This is a genomic window from Actinoplanes aureus (genome assembly GCF_015704865.1).
GTDB classification, from domain to species: domain Bacteria; phylum Actinomycetota; class Actinomycetes; order Mycobacteriales; family Micromonosporaceae; genus Actinoplanes; species Actinoplanes aureus.
Genome location: NZ_JADQTO010000002.1, coordinates 475707 through 490194 on the forward strand (window position 1 = coordinate 475707; position 14488 = coordinate 490194).

Genomic DNA, 14488 nt, shown 5'->3' on the forward strand with positions numbered 1-14488 from the left:
CCCATAACGTTCCGGCTCGTAACTGCCAGGACGACATGTTCGGAGAGCTGACATGCGCAGGAAGATCGCCTACCCGCTTGCTACCCTCGGGATGGTCGCTTCGACCGTGGTTGTCGCGTCACCCGCCCTGGCGCACGGATACGTCTCCTCGCCGCCCAGCCGCCAGGCGCTCTGCGCCGCCGGCACGGTCGCGAACTGTGGTGCCATCCAGTTCGAGCCGCAGAGCGTCGAGGCTCCGAAGGGTTCAACGCAGTGCAACGGTGGAAACGCGAACTTCGCGGTGCTCAACGATGAATCCAGGAACTGGCCGGCCACCAACGTCGGCAGCTCGGTGACGTTCAACTGGGTGCTGACCGCCCGGCACCGGACCGCCACCTGGGAGTACTTCGTCGGCGCTACCAAGGTCGCCACGTTCAACGACAACAACGCCATCCCCAACGCCTCGGTCTCGCACAAGGTGGATCTGAGCGCCTTCTCCGGCCGCAAGACGGTGCGCGCCGTGTGGAACATCGGGGACACGGCAGCCGCCTTCTACAGCTGCGTGGACTTGAACATCGGTGGCGGCGGCTCCTCGACGCCGACGACCGCGCCGACCACGGCCGCGCCGACCAAGGCTCCTACTACCGCGCCCACCACCGCGCCGACGACGGCTGCCCCGACAGCGACCGCGACCACGGCGCCGACCAGCACCTCGGCTCCGGCGACGGGCAGCGAGTGGGCGCCGGGAGTGGCGTACAAGATCGATGACGTGGTGACCTACCAGGGCGTGACCTACAAGTGCCGCCAGGCCCACAAGTCGATCCGCAGCTGGGAGCCCTCGATCTTCACGCTCGCCCTCTGGCTGCCGCTGTGAAGCGCCGGCTCGTAGTCCTCGCGCTCGCCGCGCCGCTCCTGCTCGGCGCCTGCGGCACCGACGTCAGCAAGGACTCGGCGGCTCCGGCGGCGGAGACCACCCAGACGCAGAACGTCAAGAACGTCTCCGAGATCACCGCCGGTGCCACCTTCAACGACACCGACGTGATGTTCCTGCAGATGCTGGTCGACAACCAGGAGCAGGGACTGGAGATGGTCGAGATCGCCGCGGAACGGGCGCAGCGTCAAGAGGTCGTCGATCTGGCGAGTGCCGTACAGGCCACCCAGAAGGACGAGCTCACGATGATGAAGAACTGGCTCACCGAGTGGGGCAAGCCGACCACCGTCGACGAGCGGGTCAGCCTGCACGCCGACCACGGCGGACTGCCCAGCACCGGTGACAAGGAGATCGAGTCGCTGCGCACGATCAAGAAGGGGAAGTTCGAGACGGCCTTCCTCAACCTCTTCCTGGCGCACCAGCACAACGCGGTCGAGGTGGCCGGCCTGGAACTGGACAAGGGCAGCAACGAGCTGGCCAAGCAGTTCGCCGAGCGGGTCAAGCAGTCCCGCACCGACCAGGTGCAGCAGATGCTCAAGCTGCTCGCCGGCTGACATCCGGAGCAATGGGGCGGTCCTTCATCGGGACCGCCCCGTTCTGCCGTATTGAGACGTTCTGCCCACATACCTTCATGCGGTGACCATTACCTCGGTATTACTCTCCCTCGCACTCGCCGCCGGCCCGCCGGCGGCGCCGCTCTGGGACCACCCCGGCTACGACGCCGAGGACAGCCACTACAACCCGGACGAATCCGCGATCAACGCGGGCAGCATCGGCCGGCTCAGCACCAAGTGGTCGATCAACCTGCGTACGAGCGACACGAGCTGCTCCGGCCCGTCCGCCCCGGTGCTCTCCGGCGGCCGCCTCTTCGCCACCGACCAGCTCGGCATCTCCGGATACACCGCCGCCGACGGCAGGCTGGAGTGGCGTTTCGACTGGGACGACGTGATGGACAACGACATCCCGGTCCTGGCCGTCAGCGATGGCCTGCTGATCGCCGCCAACGGCGACTGCAACTCGCAGAGTGACCCGAACGGGCAGCTCACCGCCCTCGACGTCGCCACCGGGAAACCGCGGTGGAGCCTGCCGATGGACATGCCGATCAACGCCGTGGTGGTGGACAAGGGGACCGTGGTGGTCTCCGGCTCGTCGCCGTCGGACGAGGACGCGGTCGTCGCCTACCGGGTTCGCGACGGCCGGCTGCTCTGGCGAAAGCCGAACCACGCCACCACCGGTGTCTGCGCCGACGGCATCCTTCTCGTCCACCGGACCGACGGGTTCGGCGTGCACGCCGGCGAGATCGCCGGCGTCGACATCGGCACCGGAACCAACCGCTGGACCAGCAGCGGCGGATGGAAGGCGCGGGCCGCGAGCCCACGCGCCGACCGGTTCTACGTCACCAACGCGATCGGCAGCCTGGCCGCGCTCGACACGGCGACCGGCGCGCTGCGGTGGACGGCGAACGGCAAGGCCAGCGAGTTGATCGCGGCAGACGGGCGGCGGGTCTACCGCGCCGACGGGCGCGCCGTCGAGGCGCTGCACGCCGGCACCGGCAAGAGGCTCTGGACCACCAGGCTTTCCACCGACGCTGTGCAGCCGGTCCGGGCCGGAGGTTTGCTGTACGCCGGAAGCACGGTCCTCAACGCCGCCGACGGGACGGTGGCCGGACCGGCGTACCCGGGTCACCTGGTCGTCACCGGGGGACGGCTCTACCAGGTCAGCGGGAGTGTGCTTCGGGCGTACGCACCGTAACGTGCCGGCCGCTCGCCGCCGGACAGCCCCGCGCCACGATGCGTTCGCGAGCCGCCCGTGAGGCGGGTTATGCGCGTCGCGATACCTGTCTGGCCGGCGGCTGCCGGTTGCGGGCCGCCCGTGGGGCGGGTTCTGCGTCCGCGATACCTGTCTGGCCGGCGGCTGCCGGTTGCGGGCCGCCCGTGGGGCGGGTTATGCGTGCCGCGATACCTGTCTGGCCGGCGGCTGCCGGTTGCGGGCCGCCCGTGGGGCGGGTTATGCGTGCCGCGATACCTGTCTGGCCGGCGGCTGCCGGTTGCGGGCCGCCCGTGGGGCGGGTTCTGCGTCCGCGATACCTGTCTGGCCGGCGGCTGCCGGTTGCGGGCCGCCCGTGGGGCGGGTTATGCGCGTCGCGATACCTGTCTGGCCGGCGGCTGCCGGTTGCGGGCCGCCCGTGGGGCGGGTTATGCGCGTCGCGATACCTGTCTGGCCGGCGGCTGGTGGTCGCCGGCCGCCCGTAAGGCCGGTTGTGGGCGTTGCGATGCGTGTCTGGTTGGCGGCTGGTGGTTGCGAGCCGCCTGTGGGGCGGGTTATGCGCGTCGCGATACCTGTCTGGCTGGCGGCCGGTGGTCGCGGGCCGCCCGTGGGGCGGGTTCTGCGTGCCGCGATGCGTGTCTGGCCGGCGGCTGGTGATCGCGGGCCGCGCGTGAGGCCCGTTGTGGGCGCTGCGACGCGTGTCTGGTTGGCGGCTGGTGGTGGCGGGCCGCCGGTGGGCAGGTAATGGGCGTTGGTTACCTGTGGTTGCCCGCTGGTGGGATGAGCGGTCGCGCTGGTGCCACCGTGGGACGGCTTAGGTTGCGGTTGGGGAGTTGTGGGCGTACCGAAAATGACGCGCAACCACCTGGGTTGCGTTTGTGGTGTGCCGGGTTGAACGGGCGAAGCGGAACGCGAGACCGGCCCGATGGGAAAGCGACGCCGAAGGTCGGCGTCACTTTCCTGTTGGGGGTGCCGCCACCTTGGCTCCGATGTTCGCGCCGCTCCGAGAGCGCAACTACCGCCTGTGGGCGGCCGCCGACCTCGTTTCAGTCGGCGGAACGTGGATGCAGGTGTTGGCACTCAACTGGCTGATCCTGTCAGCGACCGGATCGGCCACCGCCATGGGCGCCGTCGTGATGCTGCAGTCGCTGCCGGTGCTGCTGCTCGGCAGCTGGGGCGGCGCGCTCGCCGACCGGATCCCGGCCCGCCCGATGCTGATCGCCTGCCAGGCGATACGTGCCCTGCTGGCGCTCGTCCTGGTGCTGCCCGCCGGCAACTGGACGATCTACGGGGTGGCGCTGATCTCCGGTGTGATCAGCTCCTTCGAGGGCCCGGTGCTCGGCCGCTTCGGTTCGTCCCTGGTCCCCCGTGAGGCGCTGGCCTCCGCCCTGGCGCTCGGCTCGGTGCTCAGCTCCGCCGGCCGGATCGGCGGCATGGCGCTCGGCGGTGTGCTGATCGGCATCACCGGCCCCGCCGTCCTGTTCCTGATCAACGCGGTCTCCTACCTGGCCGTCATCGCCGCGCTGCTCGCGATGCGCACCAGCGAAATGCGCGACCTGGCCCGCGCGTCGTCCGCGGCCGGCGGCGTGATCGCCGGCCTGCGCTACCTGCTCACCCAGCCGACGGTGCTGATCGTGCTGGCCCTGTCGTTCGTCCTGGGCTCGCTGGGCCGCAACTACCAGGTTTCCATGGCCGCGATGGTGTCCGGCCCGCTGTCCGGTTCGTCGGGCGCCTACGGTCTGCTGTCGACAGTCTTCGCGGTCGGCGCCGTCGCCGGCGGCCTGCTGCTGGCCGGCACCGGCAAGTCCACCCTGCGGGTCCTGCTGGGCACCGGCTTCCTGATCAGCGCCCTGCAGTTCTGCTCCGGCCTGGCCCCGAACGTCCTGGGCTTCGCCGCCCTGATCCTGCCGATCGCGGCCGGCGCGGTCGTCTTCGACACGGTCGTGTCGACGCGAATCCAGCTGGACACGCGCGAGGAGATGCGCGGCCGCGTGCTGGCGACGGTCGGCATCGTGTCGTCGCTGTCCGGCATCGTCGGCGCTCCCTCGATCGGCTGGATGTGCGACACGCTGGGCGCCAGGGGTGCGTTGGTGCTGGCCGGCGCGGTGACGACAGTGGCCGCGGTGGCCGGGGCGGCAGCCCTGATCCGGGTTAAGGGGAAGTCGCTGAACTGGTCGTTCGTGGTGGGTCGCCCCGCCGAACAGCCCGCCTGATGAACATGCCGCCCGGTCGATTTCGACCGGGCGGCATTCTTCTTCGCTACGCGATGGCGGCGGCGAAGTGGGCGAAGAGATCACCAGCGAGCGGTGTTTCCAGCTTCCAGGTCACCGCCATCGGGCGTTCGCCCTCGTGGCTCACGTACTCGGCCGGCCCAGAAACCAGAAGGCGCGTTCGGTGATGTTGGTACGCGCCGAGCTCAGCCAGGGCCAGATAGGTGCTCAGGCGCTGCTTATTGTCGATGTGCTGCTACCGCCCGAGTGCTCTACGCAGCGCCGGTTCGTGCGGGCCGGCCGGCGCAACGCGCAGATCGGCGGCGTCCAAAACGAACGCGACGGTTCTAAGTCAAGGTTCGGTCGCTGATCTGGCCTTATTCTTGGCTCGTCGCCTAGTGCAGCCCGCTTGACCCATGCCATCTCAGGCCTGACCTAAGCTCCCGATCTTGAATCGATCCGGGACTTGGGGATGATCTCGTGAATCTCGAGGAAGCAACTGTTGCTCTCGAACAACTTAGGCGAGATCGGTCCAGAGGAAAGAGATTCGTGCACCAGCCCGTGGCTTTAGTCTGGGCTGCTCAGCGCGCTGCTCGAGGTGAGCCTCGGGTAGCGCACTGGCGTGAGGCTCGGGCAAGCATTAGCGAGATAATCTCTGCCTTAGGTAGTGGTGTGGACGATGATGCGGCGGTGCTCCAGGTTCTTCGGCTGAAGCAATCGCCGCTTGTGGATTTCCAATTTGCCGGGACCACTCAGGCCGGTGCCGAGTCCGCCCGATGGCTTGACCAGCAAGACCCCCTACTGGGCCTTACCGATGAGGCCTATCACCTTCTCTCGGAAAGAGAGAACTTCGACGAATTTGCGAGATTGGCAGTTAAAGGGCTTACTAGTCAGCAGTCTCTCGTCATCCTGGAGTACTTCAACGTCTTCTCTGGGTTTGGAGAGGTTCCGGGAGTTCCGGTCGGTGCGGTCTTCAAAGACCGCGCGTCTTTGGTGGAACACCGAGTTCACATTAACACGCAATGGGGAATTATCGGCACTCGTGACAGAGGGGCCGAGTCGGTCGTAGTCTCCGGGGGTTATGAGGATGATAAAGACTACGGAGACTTGATCATATACACCGGGCATGGTGGGCGTGATCAAGATACCGGCAAACAGGTCGATCATCAGAGCTTCGATGCTCGCGGTAACGCTGCGCTAGTAACGAGTCATGTAACCGGAGTTCCGGTCCGGGTTATCCGTGGTGCTGATGCCAAGAGGAAGAATAGCCATGCGCCCAGTTACGGATATCGCTACGACGGGCTCTTTCAAGTGGAGAGCTTCTGGCAGGGGCCTGGGCAGAGCGGCTTCCGCGTCTGCTGCTACAGGCTAGTTAAAGTCTCCGAGTCGACGGCGGGATGGGATGTGGTTACGGACGTCGCATCCCTGCCGTCCGGTAACGTCGAGCCTGGTCGCACGAGAGTTACGCGTAGTCAAATTAGGCGGGCTCGCGCGTTGTCGCTAGCAGTCAAGGAGCTACATGACTATAGGTGTCAGATTTGTGATGCTAGGTTGACCATTAAGGGCCTGGGCTACGCTCAGGGGGCGCACATCAGACCAGTTGGGCAGCCGCATTCGGGAACTGACACCCCAGACAATCTTCTGTGCCTCTGTCCGAATTGCCACGTGCTTTTTGATAACGGCGAAATCGTAGTCAATGATGACCTTACCATTGTATCAAGCCAACCAAATCGCGGCCTGCTACGCACATCTCATGATCATGTGATCAACCTCGATCACCTGAGGTACCATCGCGACCTGTTTCGTTAGGTCATCTAGGGTGGCGGCGGTTTGCTCTCTGTGACCGTCAGCCGTTCGCTCGAGCCAATGCCCGAGCAGTTACCTAGAAGTTTCCAGCCGGAAGCAATGCCTCTCGTGTTACGCCGTTTCCCCAATCGGGATAGCCTGGGTTAAGTGACAAAGAATCGACGCACCGGTCCAAGCTAGGACGCCGAAGCTTGCTGGAGTGGGCATGGGCGAGCGTGTAGGCGATCGAGAAGCTTTGTAGGCTGCGCTACGGACAATCCCGATGCGTTAGCCGTGTCGTTCCAACATCCGATCAGGATTACGTCGGTTCGTGTTGGGGGGTTGACTTACAGCCGGGCGTGGACCTGGCGGCTGATAAGCCCACGGAATTTGAAGATCTTGCCGATTGCATTGGCCGATGATTTCGGGAATTGGGTGGGACGGTGTGATGGGTGAGGACAAGTACGGTGACGCTACGTCCGTCCTCGGTAGCTCAGGCCCGCCACTGTACGGTTCGATAGCGTGAAACCGCACTCCAGCCGCACCATCCGAGGGGAACACGTGGAGCTCCTGCACTCCGGCAAGATCCGGGACGTCTACGCCGACGGCGACGACGTTCTGCTGGTCACCTCTGACCGGATCTCGATCTACGACGTCGTCCTGCCTACGCTCATCCCGGACAAGGGCAAGATCCTTACGCAGCTCTCCCTCTGGTGGTTCGACCAGCTCGCTGACGTGATCCCCAACCACGTCATCTCCGCCACCGACGTGCCGGCCGAGTTCGCCGGCCGGGCCATTCGGTGTGAACGCCTGGAGATGGTCATGGTGGAGTGCATCGCGCGCGGCTACCTGGCCGGTTCCGGTATCAAGGACTACGAGCGCGACCAGGCGATCTCCGGCAACCCGTTGCCGCCCGGGTTGGTGGAGTCCGCCAAGCTGCCCGAGCCGATCTTCACGCCGAGCACGAAGGAACCGGTGGGCGGCGGCCATGACCGGCCGATGACCTTCGACGAGGTGGTCGACAGCCAAGGCAAGGAGCTGGCTGAGGAGTTGCGCCGGGTCACGCTCGAGGTCTACCGGCGGGGGTCGGAGATCGCGGCGACCAAGGGCATTGTCATCGCTGACACCAAGATCGAGCTTGGGCACGCGAACGGTGTGCTGAAGCTCGGCGACGAGGTGCTGACGCCGGATTCATCGCGGTTCTGGAGTGCCGACGAGTGGAGCCCGGGCGGTGTTCCGCGTTACCTGGACAAGCAGTTTCTGCGGGACTGGTCGGCGGGGCTGCCGGACTGGAACCGGACGGCTCCGGGTCCGGAGATTCCGGACGAGGTGGTCGAGGCCACTCGGAACCGCTACATCGAGGTCTACGAGAGGCTCACCGGGGATCGTTGGCGCTGAACTGGACCCATTGCTGCCGTTTGCGCATCAGGTAGGACCCGTAGCCGGCGGCCAGCACGGCTTCGATGAGGCCGGTCCAGCCGCCGAGCACGATGCAGATCGGCGCGATGGTCCACAGCAGAACCGCCAGCACGGACCATCGCAGTGGTGGGCGTTGGACCCGGCGTGCGAACTGGATGTCGTCGATCAGTAGATTCGCCACCACGCCGCGGAACGCCTCGTCTTCTTTCGGTTCAAGCACGGGCGAGCGCGTACCCGGGAAAGCGTGAACGAAAACGGCCGTGGTCCGTTCGGGGCCCATTGAGGGGAACGCCGCGATCCGGGGCGTCGAATCGGCCGCCGGCGACCCGGTATCCGGACCCCCGATCGAGGGGTCGTTTCCCGCCATATGCAAAACAGTCACGGGTGACGATGCGGGCGAATGGCCGCCAAGCGGAAGCGCGGCGCAAGCGGGCTGAAGTCGCGTAGGGAAGGGCACTCTAAGTGATGCTCGCCTGCGGGGCCCGGAGGCCCGCCCGCTGCGATCGCCGGCGGCCGCGCTGTGGCCTGGAACCGGCAGAAGGTCGCGCGGTGATCGGGGGACGAACGCAGTCCGGCGGGACGGCCGTTGACGCGTACCTCGAAATTCAGCTTCGGCCTGCGGCCGCGGGCTGCTGATGCCTCTGCACGCCGACCGGGCAGGCGCCGCAGGAGAGCTGCTCGCCGCAGGTGGGGCACCAGTCGTTGGTACGCCGCAAATACCACCCGAGGGCGACGCCGGAGAAGAGACTCAACAGGCCGACGACGGCCGATATCGTGACGGCCCCGGTCATACCAGCGGACTCCGTCGAACCAGATACAGTCCGCGCTGGTCCAGCCCGGGGTCGCTGTCCGCGCGGGACGTCACGTATGGCGCGGTGAAGGTGTCGACGCCGGTGCCTGGATGGCTGCCGGGGCGGTAGGTCACGGTGACCGCCCGCGGCGAGGCCGCCTCGATGATGCCGGCACGCCAGCCGTCCCGGTAGACCCACACCGGATCGGCCGGCCGGTAGCTCTCGGCCGGTGCCACGTCCGCAGGGTCGCGCTGGGGCGGGGTGACGGTCGGCGTGGAAGTCGTCCAGTTCGACATGTGGTGCCTCCTAGGTCGCGCGAGGCGGGTGCCGGGGGGCGACACGCATCGGCCAAGCAGCCGGAGATTTCGGCACGCTCTGTTAGCAGTCGGTACGTGTCTGTCAGCTATCATGCTCGTCATCAAGTGCGTTCGCAAGGCCGGATGCACGTGCATCCGGCGCGCGCAAACGCTCGGGGCTACTGTTGAGCTGGTTTCGCAGTGGACGATCTCGGCTCTAGGATGCGTAGGACTGCATCGGGCAGTCACAAGGCAGCGACGAGGAGTCAGGTGAGCGCGGGTTCGCAGGAGGAGGCGCCGGGCGGCGGTCCAACCGTGCTGCGTATCCTGCTCGGCTCCCAGCTTCGCAGGCTGCGGGAGTCGCGGGGGATCACCCGGGAGGCTGCCGGCTATGAGATCCGGGCCTCCGGTTCCAAGATCAGCCGGATGGAGCTGGGTCGCGTCAGTTTCAAGGAACGCGACGTCGCGGACCTGCTGACCATGTACGGCGTGGCCGACGCCGACGAGCGCGAGGCGCTGATCGGACTGGCACGCCAGGCCAACAACCCGGGCTGGTGGCATCACTTCAGCGATGTCCTTCCCGGCTGGTTCCAGTCGTATCTCGGTCTGGAGGCCGCTGCCTCCCTGATCCGGACCTATGAGATCCAGTTCGTCCCCGGCCTGCTCCAGACGCCGGAGTACGCGCGTGCCGTGATCATGCTCGGCCATGCCGGTGCGACCGCCGAGGAGATCAACCGGCGCGTCGAGGTGCGCAAGCACCGGCAGCAGATTCTTACTCGTCCGGGTGCACCGCAGCTCTGGGCTGTCATCGACGAGGCCGTGCTGCGCCGCCCGATCGGCGGCGTCGAGGTGATGCGCCAGCAGATCGAGGCGCTGATCGAGGCGGCGAAACTGCCGAGCGTGCGGCTGCAGATCATTCCGTTCCACGCCGGTGGGCACGCGGCGGCCGGTGGTCCGTTCGCGATTCTGCGCTTCCCGGAGCCGGAGCTGCCCGACGTGGTCTATGTGGAGCAGCTGACCAGCGCGATCTATCTGGACAAGCGTGAGGACGTCGACCACTACGCGATGGCGATGGAGCGCGTGTGCATCGACGCCGAGCCGCCGAACCATACGCCGGAGATCCTCGGCAAGCTGCTGCACGAGGTCGGCCGGCCGGCCTGAGCGCCTTCTGATGGACGGTCCGGCCGCCCCCGGCCGGACCGTCGTGGTTTGTGAGTGTCAGGCGACCAGGTTGTCGAAGTCCCCGTCGCGGACGCCGCCGAGGAACGCCTCGATCTCAGCCCGGGTGTAGATGAGCGCCGCACCCTGGGGGTCCCGGGAGTTGCGCACGGCGACGTCGCCGCTGGGCAGGACGGCGCACTCCACGCAGTTGCCACTTGGGTTGCTGCGACCGCTCTTCTGCCAGGTCACTCCCTGCAGCTGGCCGGCGGGCATGCCGTTGACCACGTAGGTCATTCCAAGCTCCCTTGGTATGCCCCGGATCGCCGATCGATCCGGGATCTGTGTCCACACGTCCCTATTTGAGGTTGCGATGCAAATGCACGTGCATCTGGCCTTGCGTAGTCCCGTGATTCTGAGCATGATAACGCACGTGAGCTCCCAAAGAGGGTCACTTAGGGTGACATCTTTGGGTGATGGGTCGGTCGCGGAGCGACGTCTGCGGTCTCCGGCGCGAGGCTCCCTGGCGGGGGCGTCTGAGCGAGAGGTGACGAGTATGTCGATACCCAACATCGGCCCGGAACATCCCGATCCGGGCGACCCCGGCGCAGCCGAGAACGCGCGCCGGGGAAACCCGTCTCCGGTTTACCGGGACGAGCCGATCACCGACGAGGTGGTCGCGGCCTCCACCCGGGCCAGTGCGGTTACGCACCGGTTCGGCGGGGTCAGGTATGCACTGAGCCGGCCTGACGGGGCAACCACCCCGGAGCCGCCAGCCGAGGAAGGTGAGTCCGACGCGCGTGAGTGAGCTCGTTAGTTGCCGCGGGCGGCGATCCGCGGTGCACCCGCTGGCTCGAGCCAGGTGGATGACTTCCGCGCCACGGGTTCGTAACCATGTGTTACGACCGAGTGGGCCGCGCTGGCCGGTGTACGAGTTCGCCGAGTCGGACTACTGCTATGGCGTCGGCCCGATTCGGCTGCGCCTGGTGCGAGTTGATTTCACGAGGCCCATCCCGCACGACGGCGACACCTGGATCGGTGTGCGCGGGGTCGTGGTGGACCGGGCGGGACGTGAGGGCGCGGAGCGCGAGCTATTGATCCGAGCGGGGCGCGTGCCCGTCCCGCCGGCGAGCAAGCGGCCACGCTTGCGGGTGCTGCGCGGAGCGCCCGTCTGACGCCGGGTGGGCGGTTCGGTTCCCCGTGCTGAGCCGCCCACCCGGTCCAACGCGAAAGGCCCCGCCGGTCGGCGGGGCCTTTTGACGATGCCATGCTCGCCGGCGATCGAAGTCAGGGCTTGCGGGCGACACCAGCCCAGTAGTACGCCGCCTTCGGGTCCACGTCCGGGTCGTCCGGCCGCCAGCTGGACACCGGCACCAGTCCCGGCTCGAGCAGCTCCCAGTCGCCGAAGAAGCGGGCCACCGCCTCCTGCGACCGGGCCACCAGGGTCATCCCCGCGCCGGTCGCCGCGGCGACCGCGGCGTCCACCTCGGCCGGGTTGAAGTCGGCCGTGGGGTGGGTGATCGCCAGACAGCTGCCGGACGGCAGAGCGTCACGCAGCTGCGCGACCTTGCTCCACGGGTCATCCTCATCGGCGAGCAGCATCAGGATCGCGATCAGGGTCAGCCCGACCGGTTTGGTCAGGTCGAGCGTGTCGCTCAGGGCCCGGTCGTTGAAGATCGAAGCGGGGTCACGCAGGTCCGCCGAGATGTACTCACTGCGACCGGCGGGGTGGCTGATCATCAGGGCGCGTGCGTGGACCAGCACGATCGGGTCGTTGTCCACATAGACCACCCGGGTCTCCGGGGCGATCGCCTGGGCCACCTCGTGCAGGTTGGGCCGGGTGGGTATGCCGGTGCCGACGTCGAGGAACTGCCGGATCCCTTCCTTCTGCACGAGGTCACGAGCCACCCGGTGGACGAACTTGCGATTCTCCCCGGCCATGTAGCGCAGCCCCGGGATGGCCTGGATCATCGCGTCGCCCACGCCCCGGTCCACGGCGAAGTTGTCCTTACCGCCGAGCCAGTAGTCGTAGATGCGGGCTGAGTGCGGCACGTTGATGTTGACCCCGGGAGGTGCGACCTCGTTGCGTGCGGAACTGCCACTGCCCTGCTCCACGGCCGCCTCCTTGCGCCTCGACCCCGCTGCCGATCTTCATCGGTTCGTCCAGACTAGCCGCAACGATTGACCGACTTAAGGCCTCGGCGACCGGATTTGGCTACTCAGCGACACCGTAGGGTGTCGGCCTGTCAGGCGGCCGAGGCGTGGCCGACGTACTCACGGAGGCTGCCGTGGTGATCCGCGGCCGACACGACGCGATCACGTCCGGCGTGCTTGGCAGCGTACAGGCGACTGTCCGCTGTGGACAGTAGGGTGGGCTGGGTGGTGTCGGCGGCCTCGGCGGTGGCGGCCACGCCGATACTCACCGTGACCGGAAGACCGCGGGTGATCGCTGCCCAGTCGTGTCCGCGGACGGTTCGCCGGATGCCGTCGAGCAGCCGGGCGGCCCGCGGCGCGGCGGTGTCCGGCAGCACGATCAGGAACTCCTCGCCGCCCATCCGTGCCACGAAGCCGTCCGGACAGGCGATCGCGACCTCGCGCGACAGCAGGTCGGCGACGAGAACCAGGACCTGGTCACCCACGTGGTGCGAGAGCCGGTCGTTCACCTGCTTGAAGTGATCCAGGTCGACGAGTGCGACGGTGAGTGCCGGGTCCGACTCGATCAGGCCGGGCAAACGCTCGTCCACGTACCGGCGGTTGTGCAGGCCGGTCAGCGGGTCGCGACGGGCCTGCTCGCGGAAGCGCTCGGCCTCCTGCCGGGCCTCGGCCGTCTCGAACATCGCCTGCCGGGTCCGGGTACGCGCTTCCCGCTGCACCGAGTGCCGGGCCTGGTACGCGCTGAAGAACACCTTGTGCACGGCGAACGCCTCGGCGTACTCGCCCCGTGCGGCGTGCAGTTCGGACTGCTCCTGGTGTACGCGTACCAGCAGGTCGCCGAGATCGCGTTCGAGGCAGAGGCGACGGGACTCGGCGAGGCTCGCCTGCGCCCGCTCGTACGCACCCAGCCCGCGCTGTGCCCGGGCCAGGGTGAGCAGGTACATCGCCATCGCGTCAGCGCCGTCGTACCGGCCCTCGGCGTGCCGCTCGATGCACAGCCGCATGGTGGCCTCGGCGTCCGCATAGCGCCCGTTACCGATCTGAATCCAGCCGACGGTGTCCAGGTACGCGGGCTCGAGCAGCTCACCACGCTCGGCCGCGAGCCGCTGGAGGCGCTCCGCCACCTCTTCCGCGCGATCCTGGTGACCGGTGTCGAACTCGGTGAACGCGTAGTTGTTGAGCAGGCAGAGCAGTGCCGGCGACCCGGACTCGACGGCCAGTTGCTCGGCCTGCCGGTACCGGATCCGGGCCGCGTCCATGGAGTTGGCCGCGTACAGCGCGTCGGCGAGCTTGGTGCGGTGCCAGATGTGCATGTGCGGGGTCGAGTCCTCGTCCAGCAGCTCGACCGCGAGCACCGCGTGTTCCAGCGCCTGTTCGGCGTCGCTCAGGTGCTGGTGGATGCTCGACCAGACCAGGTGGGTACGAGCCAGCAGCCGACGCTCGTCATGGCTGACCGCCCACTGGTGCACCCGCCAGATCTGTGCCGCGGCGCCGGCCACGTCACCCGAGCGCAGCCGCATGTTGGCCTGGCAGAGCTGGGCCCGGGTGACCAGCAGCCCGTCGCCGAGGGCCAGCGCGGCCCGCTCGATCTCGATGGACCTGGTCAGTTCGGCTTGCGCGTCCCAGGACCGCTCGTCCTCGATCGCGAGGAGTGCGGCCGAGAGCGTCTCGGCGTCAGTCGCGAGCCCATCCAACGCGGTTCTCCTCCCCCATGCCCGGCCGAAACCGTGCCCGACAGACCACCATTGCCCAGCCGAAGCCGTGCGCGACGACAGCGCCCGGCCGAGGCCGTGCGCGACCGAAACCGTGCCCGACCGAAACCGTGCTGGCCGAAGCATCGACCTGACCTGCCACGGGATGAGAAAAATCCTCTCCGCTTACCGAGGGTAGCTCTGCGTAAAGGGGCGAACCTGGCGCCGAGAGGGTGATCTCGGACATGGTGCGGCGCCCCGAGACGCCACGATACGGGGGCCGCGGGGGGGGGGGGCAAGGGGCTAG

At 67.5% G+C, this 14488-nt stretch carries 15 protein-coding genes; 9 read left to right on the forward strand and 6 right to left on the reverse strand.

Annotated elements, in window-relative coordinates:
- Positions 1-52: 52 nt before the first annotated feature.
- The 7 genes from I4J89_RS05200 to I4J89_RS05230 all read left to right on the forward strand — a co-directional run bounded on the left by I4J89_RS05200 (position 53) and on the right by I4J89_RS05230 (position 8070).
- The gene (locus I4J89_RS05200; RefSeq protein WP_196412643.1) at positions 53-853 is read left to right on the forward strand and encodes a lytic polysaccharide monooxygenase; all 801 of its coding nucleotides are present in this window, start codon (positions 53-55) and stop codon (positions 851-853) included.
- Positions 850-1464 carry a DUF305 domain-containing protein gene (locus I4J89_RS05205; RefSeq protein WP_196412644.1) on the forward strand — a complete coding sequence of 205 codons (615 nt, stop codon included), beginning with the start codon at positions 850-852 and terminating at the stop codon, positions 1462-1464. Before I4J89_RS05200 ends, I4J89_RS05205 begins: the two co-directional genes overlap by 4 nt.
- An 82-nt stretch (positions 1465-1546) precedes the next feature.
- Positions 1547-2662, forward strand: coding sequence for an outer membrane protein assembly factor BamB family protein (locus tag I4J89_RS05210; RefSeq protein WP_196412645.1), 1116 nt, complete (start codon positions 1547-1549; stop codon positions 2660-2662).
- A gap of 1004 nt (positions 2663-3666) precedes the next feature.
- Positions 3667-4890 carry an MFS transporter gene (locus I4J89_RS05215; protein WP_196412646.1) on the forward strand — a complete coding sequence of 408 codons (1224 nt, stop codon included), beginning with the start codon at positions 3667-3669 and terminating at the stop codon, positions 4888-4890.
- A gap of 67 nt (positions 4891-4957) precedes the next feature.
- Complete coding sequence (locus I4J89_RS05220; protein ID WP_196412647.1) at positions 4958-5257, forward strand: hypothetical protein; 300 nt, start codon at positions 4958-4960, stop codon at positions 5255-5257.
- Between the two features lie 110 nt (positions 5258-5367).
- Entirely contained in the window at positions 5368-6696 is a 1329-nt protein-coding gene (locus tag I4J89_RS05225) for a YDG/SRA domain-containing protein (RefSeq protein WP_507236523.1), read from the forward strand.
- Positions 6697-7233: 537 nt separating this feature from the next.
- Entirely contained in the window at positions 7234-8070 is an 837-nt protein-coding gene (locus tag I4J89_RS05230) for a phosphoribosylaminoimidazolesuccinocarboxamide synthase (protein WP_196412648.1), read from the forward strand.
- Here the strand turns inward: I4J89_RS05230 and I4J89_RS05235 are convergent.
- The 3 genes from I4J89_RS05235 to I4J89_RS05245 form a co-directional block, all read right to left on the reverse strand.
- Entirely contained in the window at positions 8048-8311 is a 264-nt protein-coding gene (locus tag I4J89_RS05235; RefSeq protein WP_196412649.1) for a hypothetical protein, read from the reverse strand. The genes I4J89_RS05230 and I4J89_RS05235 overlap by 23 nt on opposite strands.
- A gap of 385 nt (positions 8312-8696) precedes the next feature.
- Positions 8697-8882 carry a hypothetical protein gene (locus I4J89_RS05240; protein WP_196412650.1) on the reverse strand — a complete coding sequence of 62 codons (186 nt, stop codon included), beginning with the start codon at positions 8880-8882 and terminating at the stop codon, positions 8697-8699.
- Positions 8879-9178, reverse strand: coding sequence for a hypothetical protein (locus tag I4J89_RS05245; protein ID WP_196412651.1), 300 nt, complete (start codon positions 9176-9178; stop codon positions 8879-8881). The genes I4J89_RS05240 and I4J89_RS05245 overlap by 4 nt, the downstream gene beginning before the upstream one ends.
- 270 nt (positions 9179-9448) lie before the next feature.
- Between I4J89_RS05245 and I4J89_RS05250 the strand changes: the two genes are divergently transcribed.
- Positions 9449-10339 carry a Sco1979 family transcriptional regulator gene (locus tag I4J89_RS05250; protein WP_309238193.1) on the forward strand — a complete coding sequence of 297 codons (891 nt, stop codon included), beginning with the start codon at positions 9449-9451 and terminating at the stop codon, positions 10337-10339.
- Positions 10340-10396: 57 nt separating this feature from the next.
- Here the strand turns inward: I4J89_RS05250 and I4J89_RS05255 are convergent, their stop codons facing one another.
- The gene (locus tag I4J89_RS05255) at positions 10397-10633 is read right to left on the reverse strand and encodes a DUF397 domain-containing protein (protein WP_196412653.1); all 237 of its coding nucleotides are present in this window, start codon (positions 10631-10633) and stop codon (positions 10397-10399) included.
- A 259-nt stretch (positions 10634-10892) separates the two neighbouring features.
- Between I4J89_RS05255 and I4J89_RS05260 the strand changes: the two genes are divergently transcribed.
- Positions 10893-11144, forward strand: coding sequence for a hypothetical protein (locus tag I4J89_RS05260; RefSeq protein WP_196412654.1), 252 nt, complete (start codon positions 10893-10895; stop codon positions 11142-11144).
- A gap of 479 nt (positions 11145-11623) precedes the next feature.
- Here I4J89_RS05260 and I4J89_RS05265 read toward each other — a convergent pair whose 3' ends face one another.
- Entirely contained in the window at positions 11624-12451 is an 828-nt protein-coding gene (locus I4J89_RS05265) for an SAM-dependent methyltransferase (protein WP_196412655.1), read from the reverse strand.
- Positions 12452-12582: 131 nt separating this feature from the next.
- Complete coding sequence (locus I4J89_RS05270) at positions 12583-14184, reverse strand: GGDEF domain-containing protein (RefSeq protein WP_230858329.1); 1602 nt, start codon at positions 14182-14184, stop codon at positions 12583-12585.
- Positions 14185-14488 lie beyond the last annotated feature (304 nt).

What these genes read in the sequence shown, in the direction of transcription:
- I4J89_RS05200 (WP_196412643.1), top strand. Translation starts at nt 53, where the DNA reads ATGCGCAGGAAGATCGCCTACCCGCTTGCTACCCTCGGGATGGTCGCT.
- I4J89_RS05215 (WP_196412646.1), top strand. Translation starts at nt 3,667, where the DNA reads ATGTTCGCGCCGCTCCGAGAGCGCAACTACCGCCTGTGGGCGGCCGCC.
- I4J89_RS05240 (WP_196412650.1), bottom strand. Translation starts at nt 8,882, where the DNA reads ATGACCGGGGCCGTCACGATATCGGCCGTCGTCGGCCTGTTGAGTCTC.
- I4J89_RS05245 (WP_196412651.1), bottom strand. Translation starts at nt 9,178, where the DNA reads ATGTCGAACTGGACGACTTCCACGCCGACCGTCACCCCGCCCCAGCGC.
- I4J89_RS05255 (WP_196412653.1), bottom strand. Translation starts at nt 10,633, where the DNA reads ATGACCTACGTGGTCAACGGCATGCCCGCCGGCCAGCTGCAGGGAGTG.
- I4J89_RS05260 (WP_196412654.1), top strand. Translation starts at nt 10,893, where the DNA reads ATGTCGATACCCAACATCGGCCCGGAACATCCCGATCCGGGCGACCCC.